At 70.0% G+C, this 17422-nt stretch carries 18 protein-coding genes and 1 pseudogene; 8 read left to right on the top strand and 11 right to left on the bottom strand.

What is annotated here, in order from left to right; genetic code table 11:
• Positions 1 to 9: 9 nt before the first annotated feature.
• From ABT034_RS31340 to ABT034_RS31320, 5 genes are all read right to left on the bottom strand, one after another.
• Positions 10 to 1164, bottom strand: coding sequence for a ParA family protein (locus ABT034_RS31340; protein ID WP_351220457.1), 1155 nt, complete (start codon positions 1162 to 1164; stop codon positions 10 to 12).
• Positions 1165 to 1229: 65 nt separating this feature from the next.
• Positions 1230 to 2096, bottom strand: a complete 867-nt coding sequence (locus tag ABT034_RS31335; protein WP_351220456.1) for a hypothetical protein — start codon at positions 2094 to 2096, stop codon at positions 1230 to 1232.
• Between the two features lie 487 nt (positions 2097 to 2583).
• Positions 2584 to 3099 (bottom strand): lamin tail domain-containing protein, encoded by a 516-nt coding sequence (locus ABT034_RS31330; RefSeq protein WP_351220455.1) that lies wholly within the window; start codon positions 3097 to 3099, stop codon positions 2584 to 2586.
• Between the two features lie 134 nt (positions 3100 to 3233).
• Positions 3234 to 3443: a DUF6207 family protein gene (locus tag ABT034_RS31325; RefSeq protein ID WP_351220454.1), complete on the bottom strand. Its 210-nt coding sequence runs from the start codon at positions 3441 to 3443 to the stop codon at positions 3234 to 3236.
• A 422-nt stretch (positions 3444 to 3865) separates the two neighbouring features.
• Positions 3866 to 4558 carry a hypothetical protein gene (locus ABT034_RS31320; protein WP_351220453.1) on the bottom strand — a complete coding sequence of 231 codons (693 nt, stop codon included), beginning with the start codon at positions 4556 to 4558 and terminating at the stop codon, positions 3866 to 3868.
• Positions 4559 to 4891: 333 nt separating this feature from the next.
• On the opposite strand from ABT034_RS31320, the gene ABT034_RS31315 reads away from it, so the two are divergent.
• Both ABT034_RS31315 and ABT034_RS31310 read left to right on the top strand, forming a co-directional pair.
• On the top strand, positions 4892 to 5248 hold the full coding sequence (locus ABT034_RS31315) for a PRC-barrel domain-containing protein (RefSeq protein ID WP_351220452.1): 357 nt from the start codon (positions 4892 to 4894) through the stop codon (positions 5246 to 5248).
• Between the two features lie 27 nt (positions 5249 to 5275).
• Positions 5276 to 5449, top strand: coding sequence for a hypothetical protein (locus ABT034_RS31310; RefSeq protein WP_351220451.1), 174 nt, complete (start codon positions 5276 to 5278; stop codon positions 5447 to 5449).
• Between the two features lie 17 nt (positions 5450 to 5466).
• Here the strand turns inward: ABT034_RS31310 and ABT034_RS31305 are convergent, their stop codons facing one another.
• Entirely contained in the window at positions 5467 to 5856 is a 390-nt protein-coding gene (locus tag ABT034_RS31305; RefSeq protein WP_351220450.1) for an ATP-binding protein, read from the bottom strand.
• Positions 5857 to 6146: 290 nt separating this feature from the next.
• On the opposite strand from ABT034_RS31305, the gene mobF reads away from it, so the two are divergent.
• Positions 6147 to 8114: a MobF family relaxase gene (gene mobF, locus ABT034_RS31300; protein WP_351220449.1), complete on the top strand. Its 1968-nt coding sequence runs from the start codon at positions 6147 to 6149 to the stop codon at positions 8112 to 8114.
• A gap of 427 nt (positions 8115 to 8541) precedes the next feature.
• Here mobF and ABT034_RS31295 read toward each other — a convergent pair whose 3' ends face one another.
• Positions 8542 to 8979, bottom strand: a complete 438-nt coding sequence (locus tag ABT034_RS31295) for a hypothetical protein (protein WP_351220448.1) — start codon at positions 8977 to 8979, stop codon at positions 8542 to 8544.
• 691 nt (positions 8980 to 9670) lie between these two features.
• Here ABT034_RS31295 and ABT034_RS31290 point away from each other — a divergent pair.
• The 3 genes from ABT034_RS31290 to ABT034_RS31280 all read left to right on the top strand — a co-directional run bounded on the left by ABT034_RS31290 (position 9671) and on the right by ABT034_RS31280 (position 11812).
• Positions 9671 to 11068 carry a replication-relaxation family protein gene (locus ABT034_RS31290; RefSeq protein WP_351220447.1) on the top strand — a complete coding sequence of 466 codons (1398 nt, stop codon included), beginning with the start codon at positions 9671 to 9673 and terminating at the stop codon, positions 11066 to 11068.
• Between the two features lie 55 nt (positions 11069 to 11123).
• The gene (locus ABT034_RS31285; RefSeq protein ID WP_351220446.1) at positions 11124 to 11348 is read left to right on the top strand and encodes a hypothetical protein; all 225 of its coding nucleotides are present in this window, start codon (positions 11124 to 11126) and stop codon (positions 11346 to 11348) included.
• Positions 11349 to 11584: 236 nt separating this feature from the next.
• Entirely contained in the window at positions 11585 to 11812 is a 228-nt protein-coding gene (locus ABT034_RS31280) for a hypothetical protein (RefSeq protein WP_351220445.1), read from the top strand.
• Positions 11813 to 11868: 56 nt separating this feature from the next.
• On the opposite strand, the gene ABT034_RS31275 is transcribed toward ABT034_RS31280, so the two are convergent.
• Positions 11869 to 12069, bottom strand: a complete 201-nt coding sequence (locus ABT034_RS31275; RefSeq protein WP_351220444.1) for a hypothetical protein — start codon at positions 12067 to 12069, stop codon at positions 11869 to 11871.
• A gap of 344 nt (positions 12070 to 12413) precedes the next feature.
• Between ABT034_RS31275 and ABT034_RS31270 the strand changes: the two genes are divergently transcribed.
• Positions 12414 to 12941, top strand: a complete 528-nt coding sequence (locus ABT034_RS31270; RefSeq protein ID WP_351220443.1) for a hypothetical protein — start codon at positions 12414 to 12416, stop codon at positions 12939 to 12941.
• A gap of 485 nt (positions 12942 to 13426) precedes the next feature.
• On the opposite strand, the pseudogene ABT034_RS31265 reads toward ABT034_RS31270, so the two are convergent.
• From ABT034_RS31265 to ABT034_RS31255, 3 genes and pseudogenes are all read right to left on the bottom strand, one after another.
• Positions 13427 to 13612, bottom strand: a pseudogene (locus tag ABT034_RS31265) (hypothetical protein); the annotation flags it as partial.
• A gap of 9 nt (positions 13613 to 13621) precedes the next feature.
• Positions 13622 to 13963 (bottom strand): PadR family transcriptional regulator, encoded by a 342-nt coding sequence (locus ABT034_RS31260; RefSeq protein WP_351220442.1) that lies wholly within the window; start codon positions 13961 to 13963, stop codon positions 13622 to 13624.
• An 87-nt stretch (positions 13964 to 14050) separates the two neighbouring features.
• The gene (locus tag ABT034_RS31255) at positions 14051 to 16597 is read right to left on the bottom strand and encodes a DEAD/DEAH box helicase (RefSeq protein WP_351220441.1); all 2547 of its coding nucleotides are present in this window, start codon (positions 16595 to 16597) and stop codon (positions 14051 to 14053) included.
• 312 nt (positions 16598 to 16909) lie between these two features.
• On the opposite strand from ABT034_RS31255, the gene ABT034_RS31250 reads away from it, so the two are divergent.
• Complete coding sequence (locus ABT034_RS31250) at positions 16910 to 17203, top strand: hypothetical protein (protein WP_351220440.1); 294 nt, start codon at positions 16910 to 16912, stop codon at positions 17201 to 17203.
• Positions 17204 to 17422 lie beyond the last annotated feature (219 nt).

Here is a 17422-nt window from a genome sequence, read left to right as displayed (position 1 = left end):
CGGCGGCCTTCATCCGTTCACCGCCAGGGCGATCGTGCGCATGACCTCGGACTGCTCGCAATCAGGTGCGGAAGTCAACAGCGGCTGCTTAAGACGGGCAGCTTCACGCTGCTCCTTGCGCTCGGGGATAACGCCGAGGACCGGTGGGTCTCCGATGGCCTTCCAGCTGTCGAGTGAGGAGGTGGCGATGTAGCCCTTGCGGCTGTCGTACATGTTCACGATGAATCCGAGCTTGGAGATCTCGATGTCCAGGTCGGCGGTCAGGTCCTCGATCTGGTCGAACAGCATGTCGTATGCGTCTGCGGAGGAGTCCTCGGCCAGGACAGGGATCAGTACGCCGGAGGCGTTGGGCTGCTCGCCGTCGCGGGTGCGGCCGTAGTACAGGGCGGTGTCCATGGAGTAGCCGAGGCTGGGCGGGCAGTCGATGACGATGTAGTCGAACTCGCTCTCCAGTGGCTCGAGCGCCTTCTCCAGGGCCGTTTCTTTGATTCGTACGTGGCGGGTGGTGGCCAGCTTGGCGTCCAGCAGGAAGGCGTCCTTGCAGCCGGGCAGCAGAAAGAGTCGGCCGCCGAAGCTTCCCTCCTCTATCGGGACGAGGAGGTCGCGCAGCTTGCCCTTGCCTTCGCCCAGCATGTGCTTGGCCAGGCTGGGGTCGTCGATGTCGAGCATCGGGTACCCGAGCTGCTTCGTCAGGTGGCACTGGGGGTCGAAGTCGATCAGCAGCACGCGCTGGCCGGCTTCCGCGAGTGCTTCTGCGACGCCGGCGGACGTTGCGGTTTTGCCGACGCCTCCCTTCTGGTTGCCGAAGATCAGGCGGCGGGCGCCCGTCGTGCGGGGGATGCGGCGAGGGGAGGGGTGCGAGTCGAGCCACAGGCGGATCGACTGGGCGATGCCCTGGTTGAAGGCAATGCCACGCGACTTGCAGTCTTCCTTGAACTCCCCGTACAGCCCGGTGGGAAGGTATGTGGCGAACGAGGCCCCGCCTGCGGTATCGACCTGTGCACGGGGGGCCTCTTCGGTTCGCCAGGCGTGGACACCTTCGGTGACGGCATCCTTGATGTCCACGCCCAGCTCGGCTGCGCGGATTTTGAGTTCCTGCCGCAGAGCGGCAGGCAACTTGGCAACTACCTTTTCCCGATCGTCGGGACTGTAAGGGGCGGTCATGTGGGTACCTTACTCACCCTCCGTGTGGTGGCAAGGCACCACCCCCGGAATAGCCCGGAATGGGGCTACCGGCGTGGCCTGAGGGCGAGCAGCGCGTCATCAAACGTGATGTCCCACCCCCGCCGCACCTTGGCCGCCTTTGCACCGCTCAGGCCGGCGACGGGGTCGGTCAGGGCCGACACCAGGTCCTCTTCGTCGGGGTAGGAGCTCCATTCGAGCTCCCAGCGCGTGCCGTTGCCCCACAGCCGACGCGAGACTGCGCCCGGGAGCAAAGCCTTCTCCCGGTTGAGGGGATCGTCGAAGAAGGTTCCCACCGCCCAGGCCCGGCCCGGGTCCTGCAGGCAAAGACGGACGAGCAGTCCGGCAAGAAGGGCCTCGCTGGCGGGGCCAGCGGAAGGCAGGTCAGCCAACGAGTCCCGCTCGGCATCATTCAGAGGTGTGTCCGTGCGCCACATGCGCCGGTCTCGCACTTCATGACCAGAGTCAGAGTCGGGGCGTGTACTCGACTGGGCGGTCACTGACATCGTGGCTCCGGTCGGCAGGTGGCGCAGCCGGTAGGTGTCACCGATCTGTTCCTCAAGGCGCAGCCCAGGCAGCCTTCTCACCGTGCCCTCCGGGCCGGTCGTCACCAACCAGCGGACAGCGTTGTAGGGGGTGGCACACACGAAGGCCAGGTGTTCGTTCTGCGGGGCGATCACGAGTTCATACCTGACGATCCCGTGGACAGCCCACTCGCCAGGCCACGCCTGCCACAGCCCCTCGTTGAGCATTCCGAGAGCCAAGAGGAAGCGCAGGCGGCGCTGCGCTGACGTGCAGTGATCCAGGCCGATGCTGCCAGCCCCTCGCGCAACGCCGAGTGCCGCTGCGCAGGAGCTTTCACCGGTGTAGCGCGCCCGCAGGCTGGCGAGGGACCGGCGTGAGGAATGAGACATGATGCTTCGTCCCTGAGCTGCCCGGTCAGCAGACGGTCGCACGCATATCGCGATGACGGTTCCATGAGAACGAAGTGGGCGCCCCACACCCTCTACACACCACTCGCCAGTCCGGGAATAACGGGGTGGCTCGCCGGGCCTTCGCTGACCGGCACGATGCCGACCCTAAGCCTCAACACCCCGGCCGCCAACGGCACCTCGCCAGAAAGACACGATCGGGTGACCAGCACAGCGCTCCTGCTCCGCACCAGCGCGGACGCGGACGAGGAACCGAATCAGTAGGGTCCTCGGCACGGTGGCGTCGGATCACGGCGAACCGCTGTCGCCCCACTGGAGGATCAGAGAGCTGTAGCCGACACCTCCGGAACGCGCCCATGGTGGTAGCCGGCCGACGAGCCCAGGGCTGGGTGCGGTCACCAACATCGACTACGCGGAGTCGACCTGCGCCCAGCCCCGAAACTGCCGCGGCACGGGGCCTGCGGTGGTGTCAGCAGGCGTAGGTGGTGCCGTCGGCGGCCGTGTTCCAGTTGCAGGCGGTGATGCTGCCGGTGCTCGTGTTGTTGTCCGGGCTGCCGGGCTTCTTCAGCCGCAGGTCCGGGTTTTTGGCGGTGCTGATGTTCAGCAGGACGTGGCGGGCGTAGCCGCGGTAGATGTGGTGGGCGCCGCTGCTGTCGCGGTAGTGGCGGCCGTTGCCGGTGTGCACGTATGCCCTCGCTCCGGCTGGCAGATTATAGGAGGGCAGGGCACGGCCGTAGGTGTTGGTGGTGATGTCAGGGACGTAGCCGCCGGTGTTGACCGTCCTCGTGGTGACGTTCTTGATGACGAAGTACTCCCCGTTCAGGTTCAGCTGTGCGCCGTCGCGGGTGTCGGCTCCGGCGGCGTTGGGCCGCACGTGCGTGAGCATCAGGGCGCCGGTGGTGGAGGCGGCCTGGCTCGGCGTGGCCAGGGCCACGAGCGCGAGCGCGGCGGAAGCGAGTGCGGTGGTGCGTACGGTACGGCTCACCAAGGGCCTTTCAGCAGTAATAAGAGGGACGGGGGGCGGCAACCAGTCGGGTGCGATGCTCGCACCCGACGAGCTCCGCCGATGTGGAAACCGGAACGACGGTCAGCAGCTGCTCACGCCGTACGAGCGGCCCGCTAGCGCGCGGTGCCAGGACGACGTACGTCGGCGTACACCCGCGCCCTCACGCCGGGCTCACCCGGTGTACGCCACACCGGCGTGATGCCGGAGGTCGCCCACTGCTTCTGAAGGACCTCCATCACCGCGCGGACGGTGTCCTCGTCCGCAGCGGCGACGTCCAGGACCACGAGCCCGGGTTCGGCGATGCGCTGCTGATCGATCTCCATGCCTCGACCGACGGTTCCGCCCGGTTGGCCGGTTCGCCGATCGCGGGGAGACAACCCGTACGAGGGACTCAAGCCGCCCACTCGTTCGGCGCCGGTCGCGCGGAGGGTGGCGTGGCCGTAGACAGGAGGGGGCGGCCGCGCTTCGCTGACAGGACCGGGCGGGCTGCGCGCCTCTTTGTCGGGGAGCCGTGCTTTCCCCCGAGCGGCACGGCTCCCCTCCGGGAGGACCTGGTGTGCTGTGCCTGACCGTGGAGCCGATGCTCGCCCAGCCCCAGGAGACCGTCCCCGGCCCCGGCGGCGTCCTGCCCGGCGCCCCCGTCTTCGAGGCCGAGTTCCGTTGAAGCGTCGTGGTAGCCGGTGTCGTACGAGGGCGGTATCTCCCGCACGTATCACGGTAGGAGGGGCCAGTGCGGCGGTGCCGCCTACCGGGCGGCGATGCCCTTGAAGCCGGACCCGAGCCCGCGCCGCTTGCCACGCGGCGCGGCGGCGGGCCGGGCGGTGAGGGCCGCGACCACCGCCTGGGCGGTCTGCGGGGTGAGGCCGACGCTCACCTGCCCGGAGGCGAGGACCCGCGCGTACGCGCCCGTGCCGTGTGCGCGGAGAGTGTCGGCGAGCGCGGCGGCCGCGGTCTCCGCCGGCCCGGCACCCCAGCCGTCCTCGTCTCCCTGCTGCGCCTGTCGGGGGAGGGCCTCGCGTCGGCTGAGGAGCACAGCCAGGGCCTGCGCCTCGGGTGCGTCCAGCGTCACGGTGACCAGCGCGGCCCCGAGCTGGTGGACACGGTGCCGGGTCAGGCCGTGAGCGGCGAGTGCCTGGCGCAGCGCCACACTCGTCCCGGCCGTCGCCCTGCCGCCGACGGATTCACTCGTCCCGGCTGCGACCTGTTCGGCGCGCTCGACGACAGCGGTCGCGGCGATCGGCACGACGGAGAGGATCTCCGCGCACTCCGGGTCGAGCTGGGCAAGTGCACCGGCCAGGACCTCGAGGGCGGCGGCCACGTCCTCTACCGCGTCCGCGCTCCAGCGCGACGGGCCGGCGGCGTCGGCCAGCGTGCACGCCGCGACGACGGCCTCCTCTGCCAGTGCCTCGACCCTGCCCGGTCCGGTAGTCAGCTTCATGTCCCGCCCAACGAGATGTGACCGCGCGAGGTGGTGCGCGCTGATCACATGATGACGTCCGTGATCCGCCCCATCCCTGGGCCCGCAAGACGGCCTTCGGTCAGGGGTCGGTCCAGGATGCTGTGGGTCCCGATCCGGTGCCACACGATGTGGCGGGCGCCGCGGACTGCCTCCGGGCCGTGTCGCGCGCCCGTCCGATGCCCAGGTGAGTTTTCACAGCCCGGCAGGCCGGCGGCCACGCTGCTTCGCGCACCGCTGGTGTGGGCAGGTGTCGGGAGGGCAGGCTGAGAAGTGCACCGGTCGGGGTACACCGCCATGTGAAGGGAACCGTTGATGATTCACAGTGCGGATATCCGTGAGTGGCGGACCCATGACGTCGTCGACGTCGGTGGCAACAAGATCGGCGTGCTGGAAGCCGTCTATGTGGACACCAGCAGCGACGAGCCGGCCATGGCGACCGTCCTGGTCGGTCTGCCCACCCGCCGCCACCTGGTCTTCGTCCCGCTGGCCGACGCGATCGTGGGGCCGGGCTACGTCAAGGTCAACTACGATAAGTCGCTGGTGAAGAAGTGCCCGGCGATCGGCACAGACGACGTCCTGCCCGCCGAGGACGAAGCCGCGATCTTCTCGCACTACGGCCTGCCCTACCAGCCCGGCACGAACGGTGAGCGGCAGCTTGCCCGCCGCTGACCGGCTCACCGAGGAGGTGTCTGACCCATGATTCTGTTCCTGATCCTCGTCATTGCGGCGATCATCCTGGGCATCATCGGCGCCGTCGCCGAAGGGCTGTTCTACCTGCTGGTCATCGGCATCGTGGTGTTCGCCGCCGCGTTGGTCTACCTGGGGATGCACCTGCGGCGCTCCGGCCGCCGCAGCCGCACGCTCCGCTGACCGCCTGCGTCTTGGCGCTACCGGGCCAGTAGGGCGCTCACGGTTTTGCCGCCGGTCGTCTGGCGGGTCACGGCGGTGGTGCGGGCGAGGCGGTTGACCATGGGCCAGCCGAAGCCTCCGGTGCCGCCGTTCAGATCGGGGGTGCGCATGCGCGGCGCCTGCGGGCTGGGGTCGTGCACGGCCACCTCGATGCTGTCCTGGTGCGCGGTCAGGTCCATGGTGCAGGTACCGCCGCCGTGGCGCAGGGCGTTGGTGACGAGCTCGGAGACGACTAGCACCACCGTGTCGGCGGCCTCGCGTGCGAGCGCCGGCAGGAGACCTTCGAGGAACTCCCGAGCGCTGTCGCGGGCGCCGGCTACGGATGTCGCCGAGCGGAGGGTTGCGACTTTGACGCTCGTCGTGTCCATCAGGGCACCCCGGTCTCTGGATCGTCGACGTCTGGTCTTGCCTGCCCGGGGCTTGTGCCCCGGCGGCGGTCCGTTAACCCGGCTCGTCCCGGCATCCATCACTGTTCGATGGCATGTCGTCCGGGTCGTGATGTGAGGGCTGCCGGAGAGCGATGATATTCGCGTCCGGCCCGGGGCCGCTTCCCGCCAGGCGGGCACCTGAGAAGAAAGTTCGGCCGCTGCTCCCGCCTGGCGGGACGTACCACTGATCGGCCTTTTCTTGCAGGTCAGAGCCGTGTGGCGTGGTCTGCATGACAGTGGATATCAGGGTCATCCGGGCCGGTCAGATGTACCGCTACTACCTCCGCGAGACCGTTGTCGGCGACGCCCGCCGCCCGGCCCGCACGCCGCTGCGCGTCGCCCAGGAGCAAGCCGGGGTCCCGGGCGGGCGCTGGATGGGCCGGGGACTTGCCGCGCTCGGACTCGCGTTGGGTGAGGAGGTCACCGAGGCGCAGCTGCGGAACCTGTTCGGCGAGCGGGGCCGGCACCCGTACGCGGACCGGATCGAGGCCGACCGGCTCGCCGCGGGCGACTCCCCGAAGAAGGCGTTCAAGGCCGGCGCCCTCGGACGCCGCGTGACGGTCACCGGCGTCGACTTCGTCTTCCGGCCGCAGCCGACGATCTACCTCCTGTGGGCGTTCGGGGATGAGGAGACGCGACGGGTGATCGAGGCCGCGCACGAGCGGGCGATCGAGCGGGTGCTGGAGTGGATCGAGGACGAGGTCGCGGTGATCCGGTACGGCAAGGACGGCATCTACCGGGTTCGGCCGCCCGGCGGTCTGGTCGCCGCCCGCTTCCGCCACTACGAGGCGCGTTCCGGGCGGCCCTTGCTCCATGACCATCTGCTTCTGAACGTGAAGGGGCAGCGCCTGGACGGGAAGTGGGGCTCGATCCACACCACGGCCCTGCACGAGAACACCGTGGCCGCCTCCGCGCTCTACAACGAACTCATTGCCGCTGAGGTCTGCGAGACGCTCGGGCTGGCGACCGAGCCGCGCACCGTCACCCCGGGGCGCCGGCCGGTGATGGAGATCGCCGGGATACCGCACGAGCTGATCCGCTGGACCGCCCGCCGCAGCGACCAGATCGCCGCCTGCCTGGCCGAGCTGGAGCACGAGTACGTCACCGCCGTCGACGACGACGGCGAGTTGAAGTTCCTGCCCGTGGTCTCGGAGCGTGCCCGCGCCAAGATGAACCGGATCGCCGCCCGCAAGACCCGCCCGCCCAAGCAGTCGGCCCGGCCGCTCGCGCAGCTGCGTGTCTGGTGGAAGGTGAGCGCGATCCTCACCTCCGGCGTCGCCGCCGACGTCATCACCTTTCTCCTCGAGCACGCCCGCGCCGCGGCCACCGCGATCCGGGTCCGGGTCGCGGCCGTCGTCGACGTCGCCCTGGCGGCCGTCGACGTCACCGCGACGGTGTTCGTGATGAACGACGGCGGGCGCTTCCACCGTCGGCACCTGCTTGCCGAAGCCCGCCGCCACCTCGCCCTGGTCCTGCGCGGCCGCCGCCGCGCCCCCGGCCTGGACGAGGAGATCGTGGCTGCCGCCATCTCCACCCACTGCCTGGACATCACCGAGCCGAAGACCGTACGCGGCCGGGAGGCTGGCTACCGCCTCTACACCGCCCGGTGGTCCCTGTCCGACCTCCCCGCCCGCCGCCGCCCCTCGGCCCCCGCGCCCGACCCGGACCGGCACCCCCCGGCCGATCCCGGCGAGCCGGCCGAACCCCGGCCCCCAGATCAGGATGCGGGGGAGTGGGAGATCCCCCGCGTCCCGCTCCAGTACGAGCGCGCCGTCCTCGCCGGCGCGGTGGTCCGGCAGAAGTTGCGCACCACCGCTACCGCAGTGCGGGGCCGGGCGTATGACGTCGTCGCCCACCAGCAGGCGGCGATGCCCGAGCAGCTGCTTGCGCCCGAGCCGGCCGACCCCGACCACGACGACCAGGAGCAGAAGCCTGGCCGCCGAGAGGCCCTGGACCTGACGGCACTGCGGGCCCTGCGGGAGTCCCGCACGGATGTGGAAGCTCTGGACCTCACCGCCGAACGCCTGCGCCACCTCCAGGACGCGTTCGCCGAGGCGGCCGACCGGGCCCACACCACGATGGACCGTTACGTGCGCCGCGACGGTTCCGAGCCGCCGCACCCGGTGCGCCCGGACGACCAGCAGGCGCACCGCCCACAGCAATCCGGAGCGCACCGCGGCCGGGAGGTCGGCCACTGAGTGGACCCGATGGTGCGCACCCGGTGCGGTGGTGCGCCCTCGTCCACTCCACCGAGTGGAGCCCACCGCCCGGGAGTGGACGCCACCGCGCTCCGCACCCACTCCACCGAGTGGTGCGCACCGAGTGGAGCGCACCGTAGGGCCGTTCCACCCGGTGCGTTTCGCCTTGACTTCAGCTCAGGTCAAGGAGAAACGCACCGCCTCCACCGTCTCCACCCGGTGCGCACCACTCCGCGCGCCGGCCGCACCGGTGCGCGCGCCGCCCACCGAGTGGAGCGCACCGGACGGCCGGTGGTGCGCATCGTGGTGCGCACGGGATGGGCTCGGTGCGCACCGGCTGGGCGCTCCACCGCACCGGTGCGGACCGAGGGGGCGCGCTCCACCGCACCGGTGCGCTCCCACCCGGTGCGGTGGTGCGGTGGTGCGGTCAGCGGTGCGCACCGGGTGCGGAGTGCACCGCGTGCGCCAGCGCCAGGTGCTCGTCGCGCATCGCCTCCAGGGTGGCGAGGGTGTCTCCGTGGTCATCGGGGTCGGGGATGACGTTCTCGACGAAGCGGATGATGCTGCGGGCGATGCCGGGCACCGCTGTGGTGGGGGAGTCGCGCGCCCAGTCCCGCAGCGCGCACCCGACCTCGTCCAGCGCGAAGGAGTCCGCGCACAGGTCGGCGGCCTCTCCGTCCACGGCCGTGACGGGCCAGATGATGTCCTCGGCCAGCCGCAGCAGGGTGAACGCCAGCTCCGGGGTCGCCTCCACCCGACCAGCGGCGTAGGTGCCGCCGCCCGTCTGCAGCGTCAGGAGGTAGTCGAAGCCCCGCTCCACCTGCTCGGGCGTCAGCGGCGTACGGGTCGGGATCAGGTACGGCATGAAGCGCTCCTCACGATGACCGCCGTGCGTCTCACGGTGTCGTCTTCGTATGGTCGGCGCGCTGCCCTGTGGACAGAGGGACGGAGAACTCTCCCCCGAGCCGAAACCGGCGAATCGGGTCTGCAAGGGCCAACCCGGGCCCCCTTGTCCGCCAGGGCCGGCCGGATCGCGAACTCGGCCCCGACCCCTTGTCCACCTCTGCTACCGCCCCGCCCACGGCCGCGTTTCCCCTAGACAGCGTCCGCTGCCGGCCACGGTCAGACCGCGGACAAGGGGGTCGGTTGCACGCTGCTCCCTCGAGGTCCCGCCCACCAGGGCGGGCCGGAAGCGAAGGAGCCACCGCGATGACCACGCACCAACCCCCACCAGGCGCCCGGCACGCCCGCCCCGACCACGGGCCCGACCAGCGCCGGCCAACCCGTCCCGCCCTCCTGCGGTGCGCACTTGGGAGGCCACTGTGGAACCCACTTTGGTGCCCGGCACCAAGCCGGATGAAGAAAGCCCAGGTCACCACGCAGATTCGGCCGCGCGCCGCGTTGTCACAACCCTCTTCTCTCCTCCTGAACTTCTCTGTGATGTCCGTGGAGGAGGAGATCATCGGGTCCGGGGGCCGGATGCCCTTGGCGGCCGGGCGCGGCCGGCGCTCGGCAGACGGCCGCGCGCGCCAGACGACGGAGAGGGAGCGCAGCTGATGGCAGGGAAGAGTGAGGAGAACCCGGCGGGGTCGTCGAACAACCTGCGCGGCGACGTGCTGCGCGTGCTCGGAGTGCTGAAGGTCGCCACCGTCGAACAGATCCAACAGATCTCAGCCCCGCACCTGAGCTACCGGCACACCGACAAGCCGACCCCGTCGAAGCGCAAACAGGCCCGCACCGCCGCGCACACCGGGGCGCTGTCCGATCTGCGCAAGCACGGCCTGGCGGAGAACGGCGGGCAGCTCCCGGGCGGGGACAGGCTGCGCAACCTCACCCCGATGGGCCTGAAGGCCGCGGCTCGCGAGCTGGGGCGGCCGGTGGGGGAGATGGGCGACACGGCCCGCGGCGCGGGCCGCACTGGTGCCTCCCACCCGATGACGGTCAACGAAGCCGTGCTCGCCCTGCTGCGCCCGAAGCCGAACCTGTCCGAGCTCACAGGCGAGCCGGCCGATGTCCGCGCCGCCGCGCAGGCCGCCGTCGACGCGCCCGCCGGGCTGGGCACCATCGCCTCCTACGCGACCGAGGTGGCGCTGCCCGCGACCGGCACCTGGTCCAACCCCGGCAAGGGCGGCGCCCAGGCGGACATCGTCATCACCGCGCCCGAGGACGGGGTGCCGCTGCTGTTCGTGGAGATCGACAACTGCTTCGAGTCCGCGCAGGTCCTCGCCGCGAAGATCGACAAGTACATGCGGTTCTGCCAGCGCAAGGTGAAGGACGTCGACGGCAAGGAGCGGCCGATGTGGCGCACCCGCTGGTGGGTGCCCGACGGCCGCCACGGCGACCAGCCGCACCCGCCGCTGCTGCTCGTCTTCAACCGGATCGGCCCGCGCAACCCCAACACCGTCATCGCGCAGCTGGCCGAGCTGACCGAGCGGCACTGGAAGGGCACCGCGTACGACGGCGGCTTCCACATGTACGACGGCAAGCTGCCCATCGTCGTCACCGGCATGAAGCAACTCCAGGAGCACGGCCCGGCCGGAGCGGTCTTCCGGCGCTTCGGTCGACCGCACAACCAGACGCTCCTCGAGGCGATCGGCAACCCGCGCCGCGAAGCCCACGACATCCGCCAGCAGGCCGAGTACGCCGCCCGCCAGCGGGAGCACCAGGAGGAGCTGCGCCGCATCGCCGCACAGCACAAGGCCGAGCGAGAGGCCAGCCGTCCGGTGTGCGCTGGCTGCGGCACCCGGTTCACCGACGAACGGTGGAAGGCCATCGAGCCCGCCGGGTGGGGCGCCCCACGCGAGACCCACCCGCACCTGTGCGACGACTGCAAGCAGCGCGCCATCACCGCCGAACGCCAAGCCGCGCAGGCCGGGCCCGAGCACCAGGAGCACGACCAGGCCGTGCCCGAGCAGAAGGCCGGCGGCACCTGGCTCCCCCGCTTCCGCAGGTGACATGACGCCCCGGGCCGACTCGCCCAGCGAACCGGCCCGGGGCACGCTGGAAAGCGTGACCAGCGCGCCGATCGTCGTGCACCGGCCCTCCCTCTCGGGCGGCCGGAGAGTCACCGTGCACAGCCACGGCCAGGACGAGATCCTCGGCACCGCCTACAGCGACCACGACCTGGACGTGTTCCTCGAGGGCGCTGGCGTCGCCGAACCCGAGGCCATCTGGGACGACCCGCAGTGGGTTGAGTGGCGCGGCGGCCCCGCCCACGAGTTCAGCGCCGCCTGACGTCCGCGCCACGGGGTCGGACAGGAAGAACCTGCCCGACCTCGCAGGTCAGTCGATCAGGCTGTGCAGCCCTACCGTGCAGGCCCCAGCGGCGAGGACACCGGCGAGGACCGCCTTGGGGTGGGACTTCTCGGCGAAGAAGGTCAGCACGCCGAAGCCGATGCCGACGCCAACGGCTATGAAGAGGATTAGCGCGGTGCGCTGCGACAGGAGCGCCGGCTTTACGGCGGGTGCGGGTGCGGGCGTGCTGGGGGGGCCACGACCAGGCGGCGAAGAAGAAGGTTGCGGAGCGGGACCAGGAGGAGCGCTGGGCGGTACTCATCCAGAGCGCCTTTGCCCTGTTCAGCGGTGCCCCGCACGACGACTCGGGCACGACCGAGAACTTCGTCTGGACCCGCGCCGACGCCGTTGCGGCAGTCGCCACCGCAGCTGGCCTGCTTGCCCGGCTTGAGGACCGCCCGTAGCGGGCCGACGGCCATGCAGGCTGCCGTCGGCCACGCTTCGATCCGTCTGGCTGCTGTCAGCGCGACTGGATCCAGAGGCCGCCGTAGGCGACGATGGCGCCGCCGACCGCGGTTGCGGCCCCTCGGATCAGATGCAGGCCGGCCTCGTTGCGGAGCCGCCGGGCACGCCGGGCCCACCGGGCCCTCGACGATCCGCCATCCGGCTTCGGGAGGGGTTCCGGGTCCGGGCTCTTGCCCGTACGCTCGGGCTTGGACATGAGCTTCTCCTTCGTCGGGGATGTTCGGTCTTCTGCAGACGGCTCCCTGCCCACCAGGGGGCCGTCGCCGTTTCCGGTGACGGCCGTGCCGCTGCCCACCGATTGAGATCTTCTAGGTCTCGTGGGGTGGACGAGACAAACAAAAGCACCTCGAAACCCACTCTGACCAGCGGAAACGGTGAATTGTCGAAAGAAGTCCATCTGTGCCAACGAGATGCCAATGCGGTTCTACTCAGGTCTTTGTGACCTCAACACGCGCAATCCCAGGCTCACCTGGGGAGTCCTACCGAGTATTCGTGAGGAATCGTGGGTCTAACTGAGTTGAAGCGTGCCAGAGTTGGTGGATGCCTCAGATGCTGCGGATGCCCAGCAAAGCCGACCTGCCTGATGGAACCAGGCGCGACTTTGTAGCCGAGCTGTTCATCCACTTCAAGGAAGCAGGGCGCCCTACACCCGCCCGCATCGCAGCGACGACCAGCTCCATGCAGGATCCGCTTCCAGTAAGCCGGGAAACCATCCGCCGGCTCCTCAATGGGCAGACAGTCAGCACATGGGAGAGAGTCGACGCGGTCCTGCGCGCCCTGTGCCACATCGGTGGCCAGGACCCTGACCGCAGGCGCTGGTCGGAGTCGTCCGACTGGAACGACGACGGAGATCCGACCACCTGTAGGGAGCGCCTGCGCCAGCTGTTGAACGACGACATCGACGGCGTTGAACCAGAGAACGCTCCGGCTCCTGTCCCGCCGGCGCGGTCCAACTCGGGATGGGGCGGCACCCGTACCCAGCCAACCCAGGATGATCCATGGTCCACCACGCCCACGCCGGCTCCGACTACTCCAGCCAAGGGCGACTACTCCGACGAACCCTTCTAGGCGCGTGCACCTGCGGCCCGCCAATCGCCTGTGATCAGCCACGTTGTCCTGACGAGGAAGCGGCGAGGTATGCGTGGTGGTTCCTGTTACCTGGGACCTCATTGGACACGCTGCCGTCGCGCCGCGAGGCGAAGAGCCCAGGCGAAGTACAGTCCGCCGCGCAGTGTGACCCGCATCAGCCACGCCACCCGGGTACGCAGAGGCTGTCTGCCGAGGTCGACCCACTCTGCCATCCACTCTTCGGACCAGCGCTCGCGGGCGTCCGCAGGCAGCAGACGGGAGAGTGCTTCGAACAGAGGCCGTGCCCGTTGTAGGCGCTGGCCAGCGTAATCCTCCGTGTCGCTTGCGGGATCATCCCTGACTGTGTCAGCGGATTCCTGGGGCGGGGGCGGCTTCTGCCCGAGCCCGCGCCAGTTGCCCAGGGAGTGACCTCGCACGACGTTGAGCCCAGAGTCACGGCCGTCGGCACGGGGAGTCGCATGACCTTGTCCGAGGCCTTCCACCCAGTAGAGCTGCCGATGACCGCGGTCATCGAGACTGTCGCTGATCTTTTGGGCTTCGTCGCGGGTGGCATACCTACCGACCCGGTACCGGTTGCCGTTGTCGTCCTGGCGGATCACTAACCAGGGGAGCGTGAACGGTTCGCTGACCTCATTGTCGGCGCCATGCATAACGCGGCCTCAACTCCCCAGACCGTCAGCAGGGCGAAGTCGGGCAGAGGTGGCGCCCCCCTGGTAGGCGGCGGCGAGAGCGACGCGGGCGGACTCGGCACCACTTGGGGCGAAGCGGTAGTAGCGGCGGCGGGGCCGGGGCGGGTCGGTCTTCTCGATCTCGCTCTGGTCTTCCCAGAAGGACTCAAGCCATCCTGTGTTCTCTAGGCGGGCGAGGATCGGGTGGATGGTGCCGGTGGGAAGGCCTGCTGCTTGGGAGAGTTCCAGGCCGTAACGGGCCTCGGCAGGGCTCTCCAGCAGGGTCCGCAGCACCAGTTGTGTCTGGAGCGTCATACGCGGCGTCTTTGCCATGCAAGAACTCTAGTATGGGATCCACCTGTGCAACAGCAGAATGCGGCATCTGCCTCTGGCAGATGCCGCACCCCGAACTGCCACCACCTACGACCAGCGCATGCCGATCGCTGACAGCTGTTCCATCCGCTCGGGTGTCAGTGTCGCGGCCCGGCTGCGTTGGTTCCCGATCCATGCACCGAGCCGAAGCTCCCGCTCCTCCTGGTCCTCGCCGCTGCCGCCGTTCCCGTGGCCGCCGATGACGATCCGCTCGATGTGCTTCCTCGGCACTCGAAGGTGTCCTTCGCGCTCGAAGAACTGCCGGGCGGCCTCATAGTTCAGCGCCCACTTGTCGGCCTGTGTACGGCGTGGCTTCGGCTTCTCGTCCTCGGTCGCGGGGTCGATTCCGAGGACCTGCTCGCACATCCACTGCTGCACGGTCGTGAGCTTGTCCCAGCCGAGCCGCTGCGCCCGCACCCATCGTCCGAGGTCTTCGCCCTGGTGCATGTCCTTGCCGGGCTCGGTCGGCAGCGTGCCGCCGGCCTCTTCGAGATGGAGCCGGACGAGGTGGAAGGCGCGCTGCCACTCCACCGGCCAGGCCGGGCACCACGACGGGTCGATGTCCTCCAGCTGCTCACGCCGCTCCGGCGACAGAGCGCCGGCCCACGACTCCACCGGCAGCCCTTCGGCCTGGCGCTGCTCGAGCTCCAGAGCGCGCCGGGCGGCGGCGCGGGCGTTCTTCAGCCAGATGCCCACCCGGTAGCCCTGGTGGGCGGCGTTGAGCGGGGCCAGGAGGTGCCCGTTCGTCTCGGCCCACCTGCGCGCTGCCGCGAGACCTTCCTCCCACGCGACGTCGAAGTGCGACCACACCATGCCCAGCTTCTCCAGCTGGGCGACGCGGTCCTCGCCCATGTCCCCGCGGGCGTAGAACCGGCGAGCGTCGGCGATCCACTGCCCGAGGGGGAAGTTCGCGAGCGAGGCCGGCCACCCGACCCCCTCCGCCTCTTCACCTTCGGGCACGCGGTACGTGAACGGCACCTTCAGGTCGCCGTGCTCGCGGGCGTAGATGACGGCGGCCTCCACCCCGCGCCGCCAGTGCTCGTGCTCCGGGTTGAGGACCCGCAGGTTGATGAACGCCGCCAGCTGCGCCGGGTCGCGCGGCGTGGAGAACTTCAGCAGCTTCCGCGCGGGCGCCGACGGCCCGCCGGACCCGTTCCCCTCACCCTGGCCCTCCTGGCCCTGCGCGGCCTTCTGCACGGGCTTGTAGGCGCTCGGAGCCTGCTGCTCGGCAAGCTGCTCCACCACCCGGGCGTCGTGCGCCCTGAGCGCCTCCAGGAGCTTCGCCAGCCCGCCGAACGCCCGGCTGGTGAGCATGTTGTCCGCCGTCTCGCCGGGCCCGAGCAGGACCGGCACAACCAGGCTGGCCACCTTGCCCTCGCCCGGGTGCATCCGCAGCGCCCGGCCCACGGCCTGGACGAGGTCGGGCATCGAGCCGCGGACGTCTGCCCAGTAGACGGAGTCACACTCCCGGGTGTCCACGCCCTCCCCGAGCACCTTCACCGAGCCCAGGAAGCCCTTCTCCACGACCGTGCCGTCCGTGGCGATCCCGGCCGCGAACTCGCCCAGTACCCGCCGCCGGTGGCCCGGCTTGTGGTCGCCGCACAGCCAGTCCGCCCAGATCGTGCGCGGGTACAGCTCGGGGTCGGCGGCGTGCAGTTGCGCGGCGACGTCGGGAAGGCCGGCCGCGAACGCCTCGGCCTCTTTCACGACGTGGTGGAAGACGAGCGTCCTGCGGAAGCCTTCCTCGGCCGACGCCTTGAGCAGGGCGGTCTGGAGGGTGGCGAGCCGGGCCCCGCGGACCTCGTCCGAGCGGCCTCCGGCGCCCAGGAGCTGTGCGGCCTGGAGCTGGGTGTCGGTGATGTCCACGCACACCACCTGGTAGGGAGCACAGATTCCCCGGTCGATCGCCTCCGAGAGCGTCAGCGTGAAGCAGCGGGAGCCGAACGGGCCGTCCGGGTCGTCCTCCATGGATGCGACCAGCTCGCCTGGCGCGCCCTGGCCGGCGTCCTCGTCCAGCTGCCACAGGCGGGGCGTGGCGGTCATGTAGAGGCGGCGCAGGGACGGGATGCGGGTGTTGTCGTGGACGACGGCCCACGGCTTTCCGATCCGGCCGGAGGTCCGGTGCGCCTCATCGACCACGATTAGGTCCCAGCCCGGAAGGCCGGCCTTATGCGCGCGCTCCAGGGTGCCGAGCCCGAGGGAGGCGTACGTGGCGAACACGGTGACCTTGTCGAACGGCCGCACCCAGTCGACCAGCTCCTCCACGTCCGTGGTGTTGGGGAAGGACACGTCCTCGCCCCGCAGGGACGAGACCCCGATCATCGGGCCCGTACGGCCTCCCTCGCGCCACGCGGCCTCGGTCTGGGTGAGCAGGTCCAGCGAGGGGACGAGCACCAGCACACGGCCCGCACGGAGCTTCTCCGCGCTGCGGGCCGCGACCCGGGTCTTCCCGGACCCGGTCGCCATGATCACCTGAGTCCGCAGCCCCCTCTCGGGCGCAAGCAATCTTGCAGGCAATTCCAGAGCACGGACAACCGCGTCAATGGCTTCCTGCTGCGCCGCCTCACGCTGATCGGTTCGGCTCGTGGTCAACATATCCGTATTCCTTCTCCTGGGCTCTCGGTGGGACAGGAAACCGGAAACCTGCACGTAGGCAGCGTGCGATCGGCTACGGTGAATCTCACCGGAACCCGGTCACATCCTCGGACCAGTAGCGGGGGAGCGAGATCGAAAACCGATCTCTGACCTTAGCAGTGGTGCTGTCTGATCCCAGAGTATATCTAGCTCTTTAAAATGAAGCACCCGGACCGAAAAGTCACGTGGACGCCCGGACGGCAGGCGAGACAAGCAGACCAGAGACCAGACCTTCGTCCGGTGGATCGCGTGGATGGGGGTACACGGGCAGGCATGGCACCGAAGACTGAACACCTCATGTCCCTGCGGGCCGTACGGCAGCTGCGCCGGATCCGTGCCTTCTATACGGCAGGCGTCCTGCTGTGGGCGGCCGCCGCGGCCTGGACGGGATGGACCCATCCCGGAAGCCAGCAGATGTGGGTCTCGCTTCTCCTTCTGGCCGTCTTCACTGGCCTGCTCGCCACCGCATCCCTGTGGTTGTACCGCCTCCAAACCACCCCAGGGCACCGGCCGGCCCATCACGCCGCGCCCCGACGGGCCGTCACCCCCCGCCACGCAAACGCCTGAACCCCGCAAGCCCAGAGCACCCACCATCCTGTAGCCAGCCGGGCCCGCGTCAGCGGGCCCAAAGGTCCTGAAGGCGCAGCCGAAGGACCCTCGGCGGGGGAGCGCAGCGGACCCGCCACAGCCGGCCTGGAGCGAAGCGGAAGGCCGGCGGGGGGGGGGGTGGCCCACCCCCGCCCGGAGGGCCGCGCACCGAGCAACAACCCCCGGGCGCCGCCCCGC

Source organism: Streptomyces sp. NPDC002773 (assembly GCF_040295605.1).
Classification (GTDB): domain Bacteria; phylum Actinomycetota; class Actinomycetes; order Streptomycetales; family Streptomycetaceae; genus Streptomyces.
This window is presented reverse-complemented; position numbering and strand designations above follow the sequence as displayed.

Bases quoted from the DNA above. Each gene is read 5' to 3' on its own strand.
- ABT034_RS31340 (WP_351220457.1), bottom strand. From the start codon at position 1,164: ATGACCGCCCCTTACAGTCCCGACGATCGGGAAAAGGTAGTTGCCAAG.
- ABT034_RS31335 (WP_351220456.1), bottom strand. From the start codon at position 2,096: ATGTCTCATTCCTCACGCCGGTCCCTCGCCAGCCTGCGGGCGCGCTAC.
- ABT034_RS31325 (WP_351220454.1), bottom strand. From the start codon at position 3,443: ATGGAGATCGATCAGCAGCGCATCGCCGAACCCGGGCTCGTGGTCCTG.
- ABT034_RS31320 (WP_351220453.1), bottom strand. From the start codon at position 4,558: ATGAAGCTGACTACCGGACCGGGCAGGGTCGAGGCACTGGCAGAGGAG.
- ABT034_RS31315 (WP_351220452.1), top strand. From the start codon at position 4,892: ATGATTCACAGTGCGGATATCCGTGAGTGGCGGACCCATGACGTCGTC.
- ABT034_RS31310 (WP_351220451.1), top strand. From the start codon at position 5,276: ATGATTCTGTTCCTGATCCTCGTCATTGCGGCGATCATCCTGGGCATC.
- ABT034_RS31305 (WP_351220450.1), bottom strand. From the start codon at position 5,856: ATGGACACGACGAGCGTCAAAGTCGCAACCCTCCGCTCGGCGACATCC.
- mobF (WP_351220449.1), top strand. From the start codon at position 6,147: ATGACAGTGGATATCAGGGTCATCCGGGCCGGTCAGATGTACCGCTAC.
- ABT034_RS31295 (WP_351220448.1), bottom strand. From the start codon at position 8,979: ATGCCGTACCTGATCCCGACCCGTACGCCGCTGACGCCCGAGCAGGTG.
- ABT034_RS31290 (WP_351220447.1), top strand. From the start codon at position 9,671: ATGGCAGGGAAGAGTGAGGAGAACCCGGCGGGGTCGTCGAACAACCTG.
- ABT034_RS31275 (WP_351220444.1), bottom strand. From the start codon at position 12,069: ATGTCCAAGCCCGAGCGTACGGGCAAGAGCCCGGACCCGGAACCCCTC.
- ABT034_RS31270 (WP_351220443.1), top strand. From the start codon at position 12,414: ATGCCTCAGATGCTGCGGATGCCCAGCAAAGCCGACCTGCCTGATGGA.
- ABT034_RS31260 (WP_351220442.1), bottom strand. From the start codon at position 13,963: ATGGCAAAGACGCCGCGTATGACGCTCCAGACACAACTGGTGCTGCGG.
- ABT034_RS31255 (WP_351220441.1), bottom strand. From the start codon at position 16,597: ATGTTGACCACGAGCCGAACCGATCAGCGTGAGGCGGCGCAGCAGGAA.
- ABT034_RS31250 (WP_351220440.1), top strand. From the start codon at position 16,910: ATGGCACCGAAGACTGAACACCTCATGTCCCTGCGGGCCGTACGGCAG.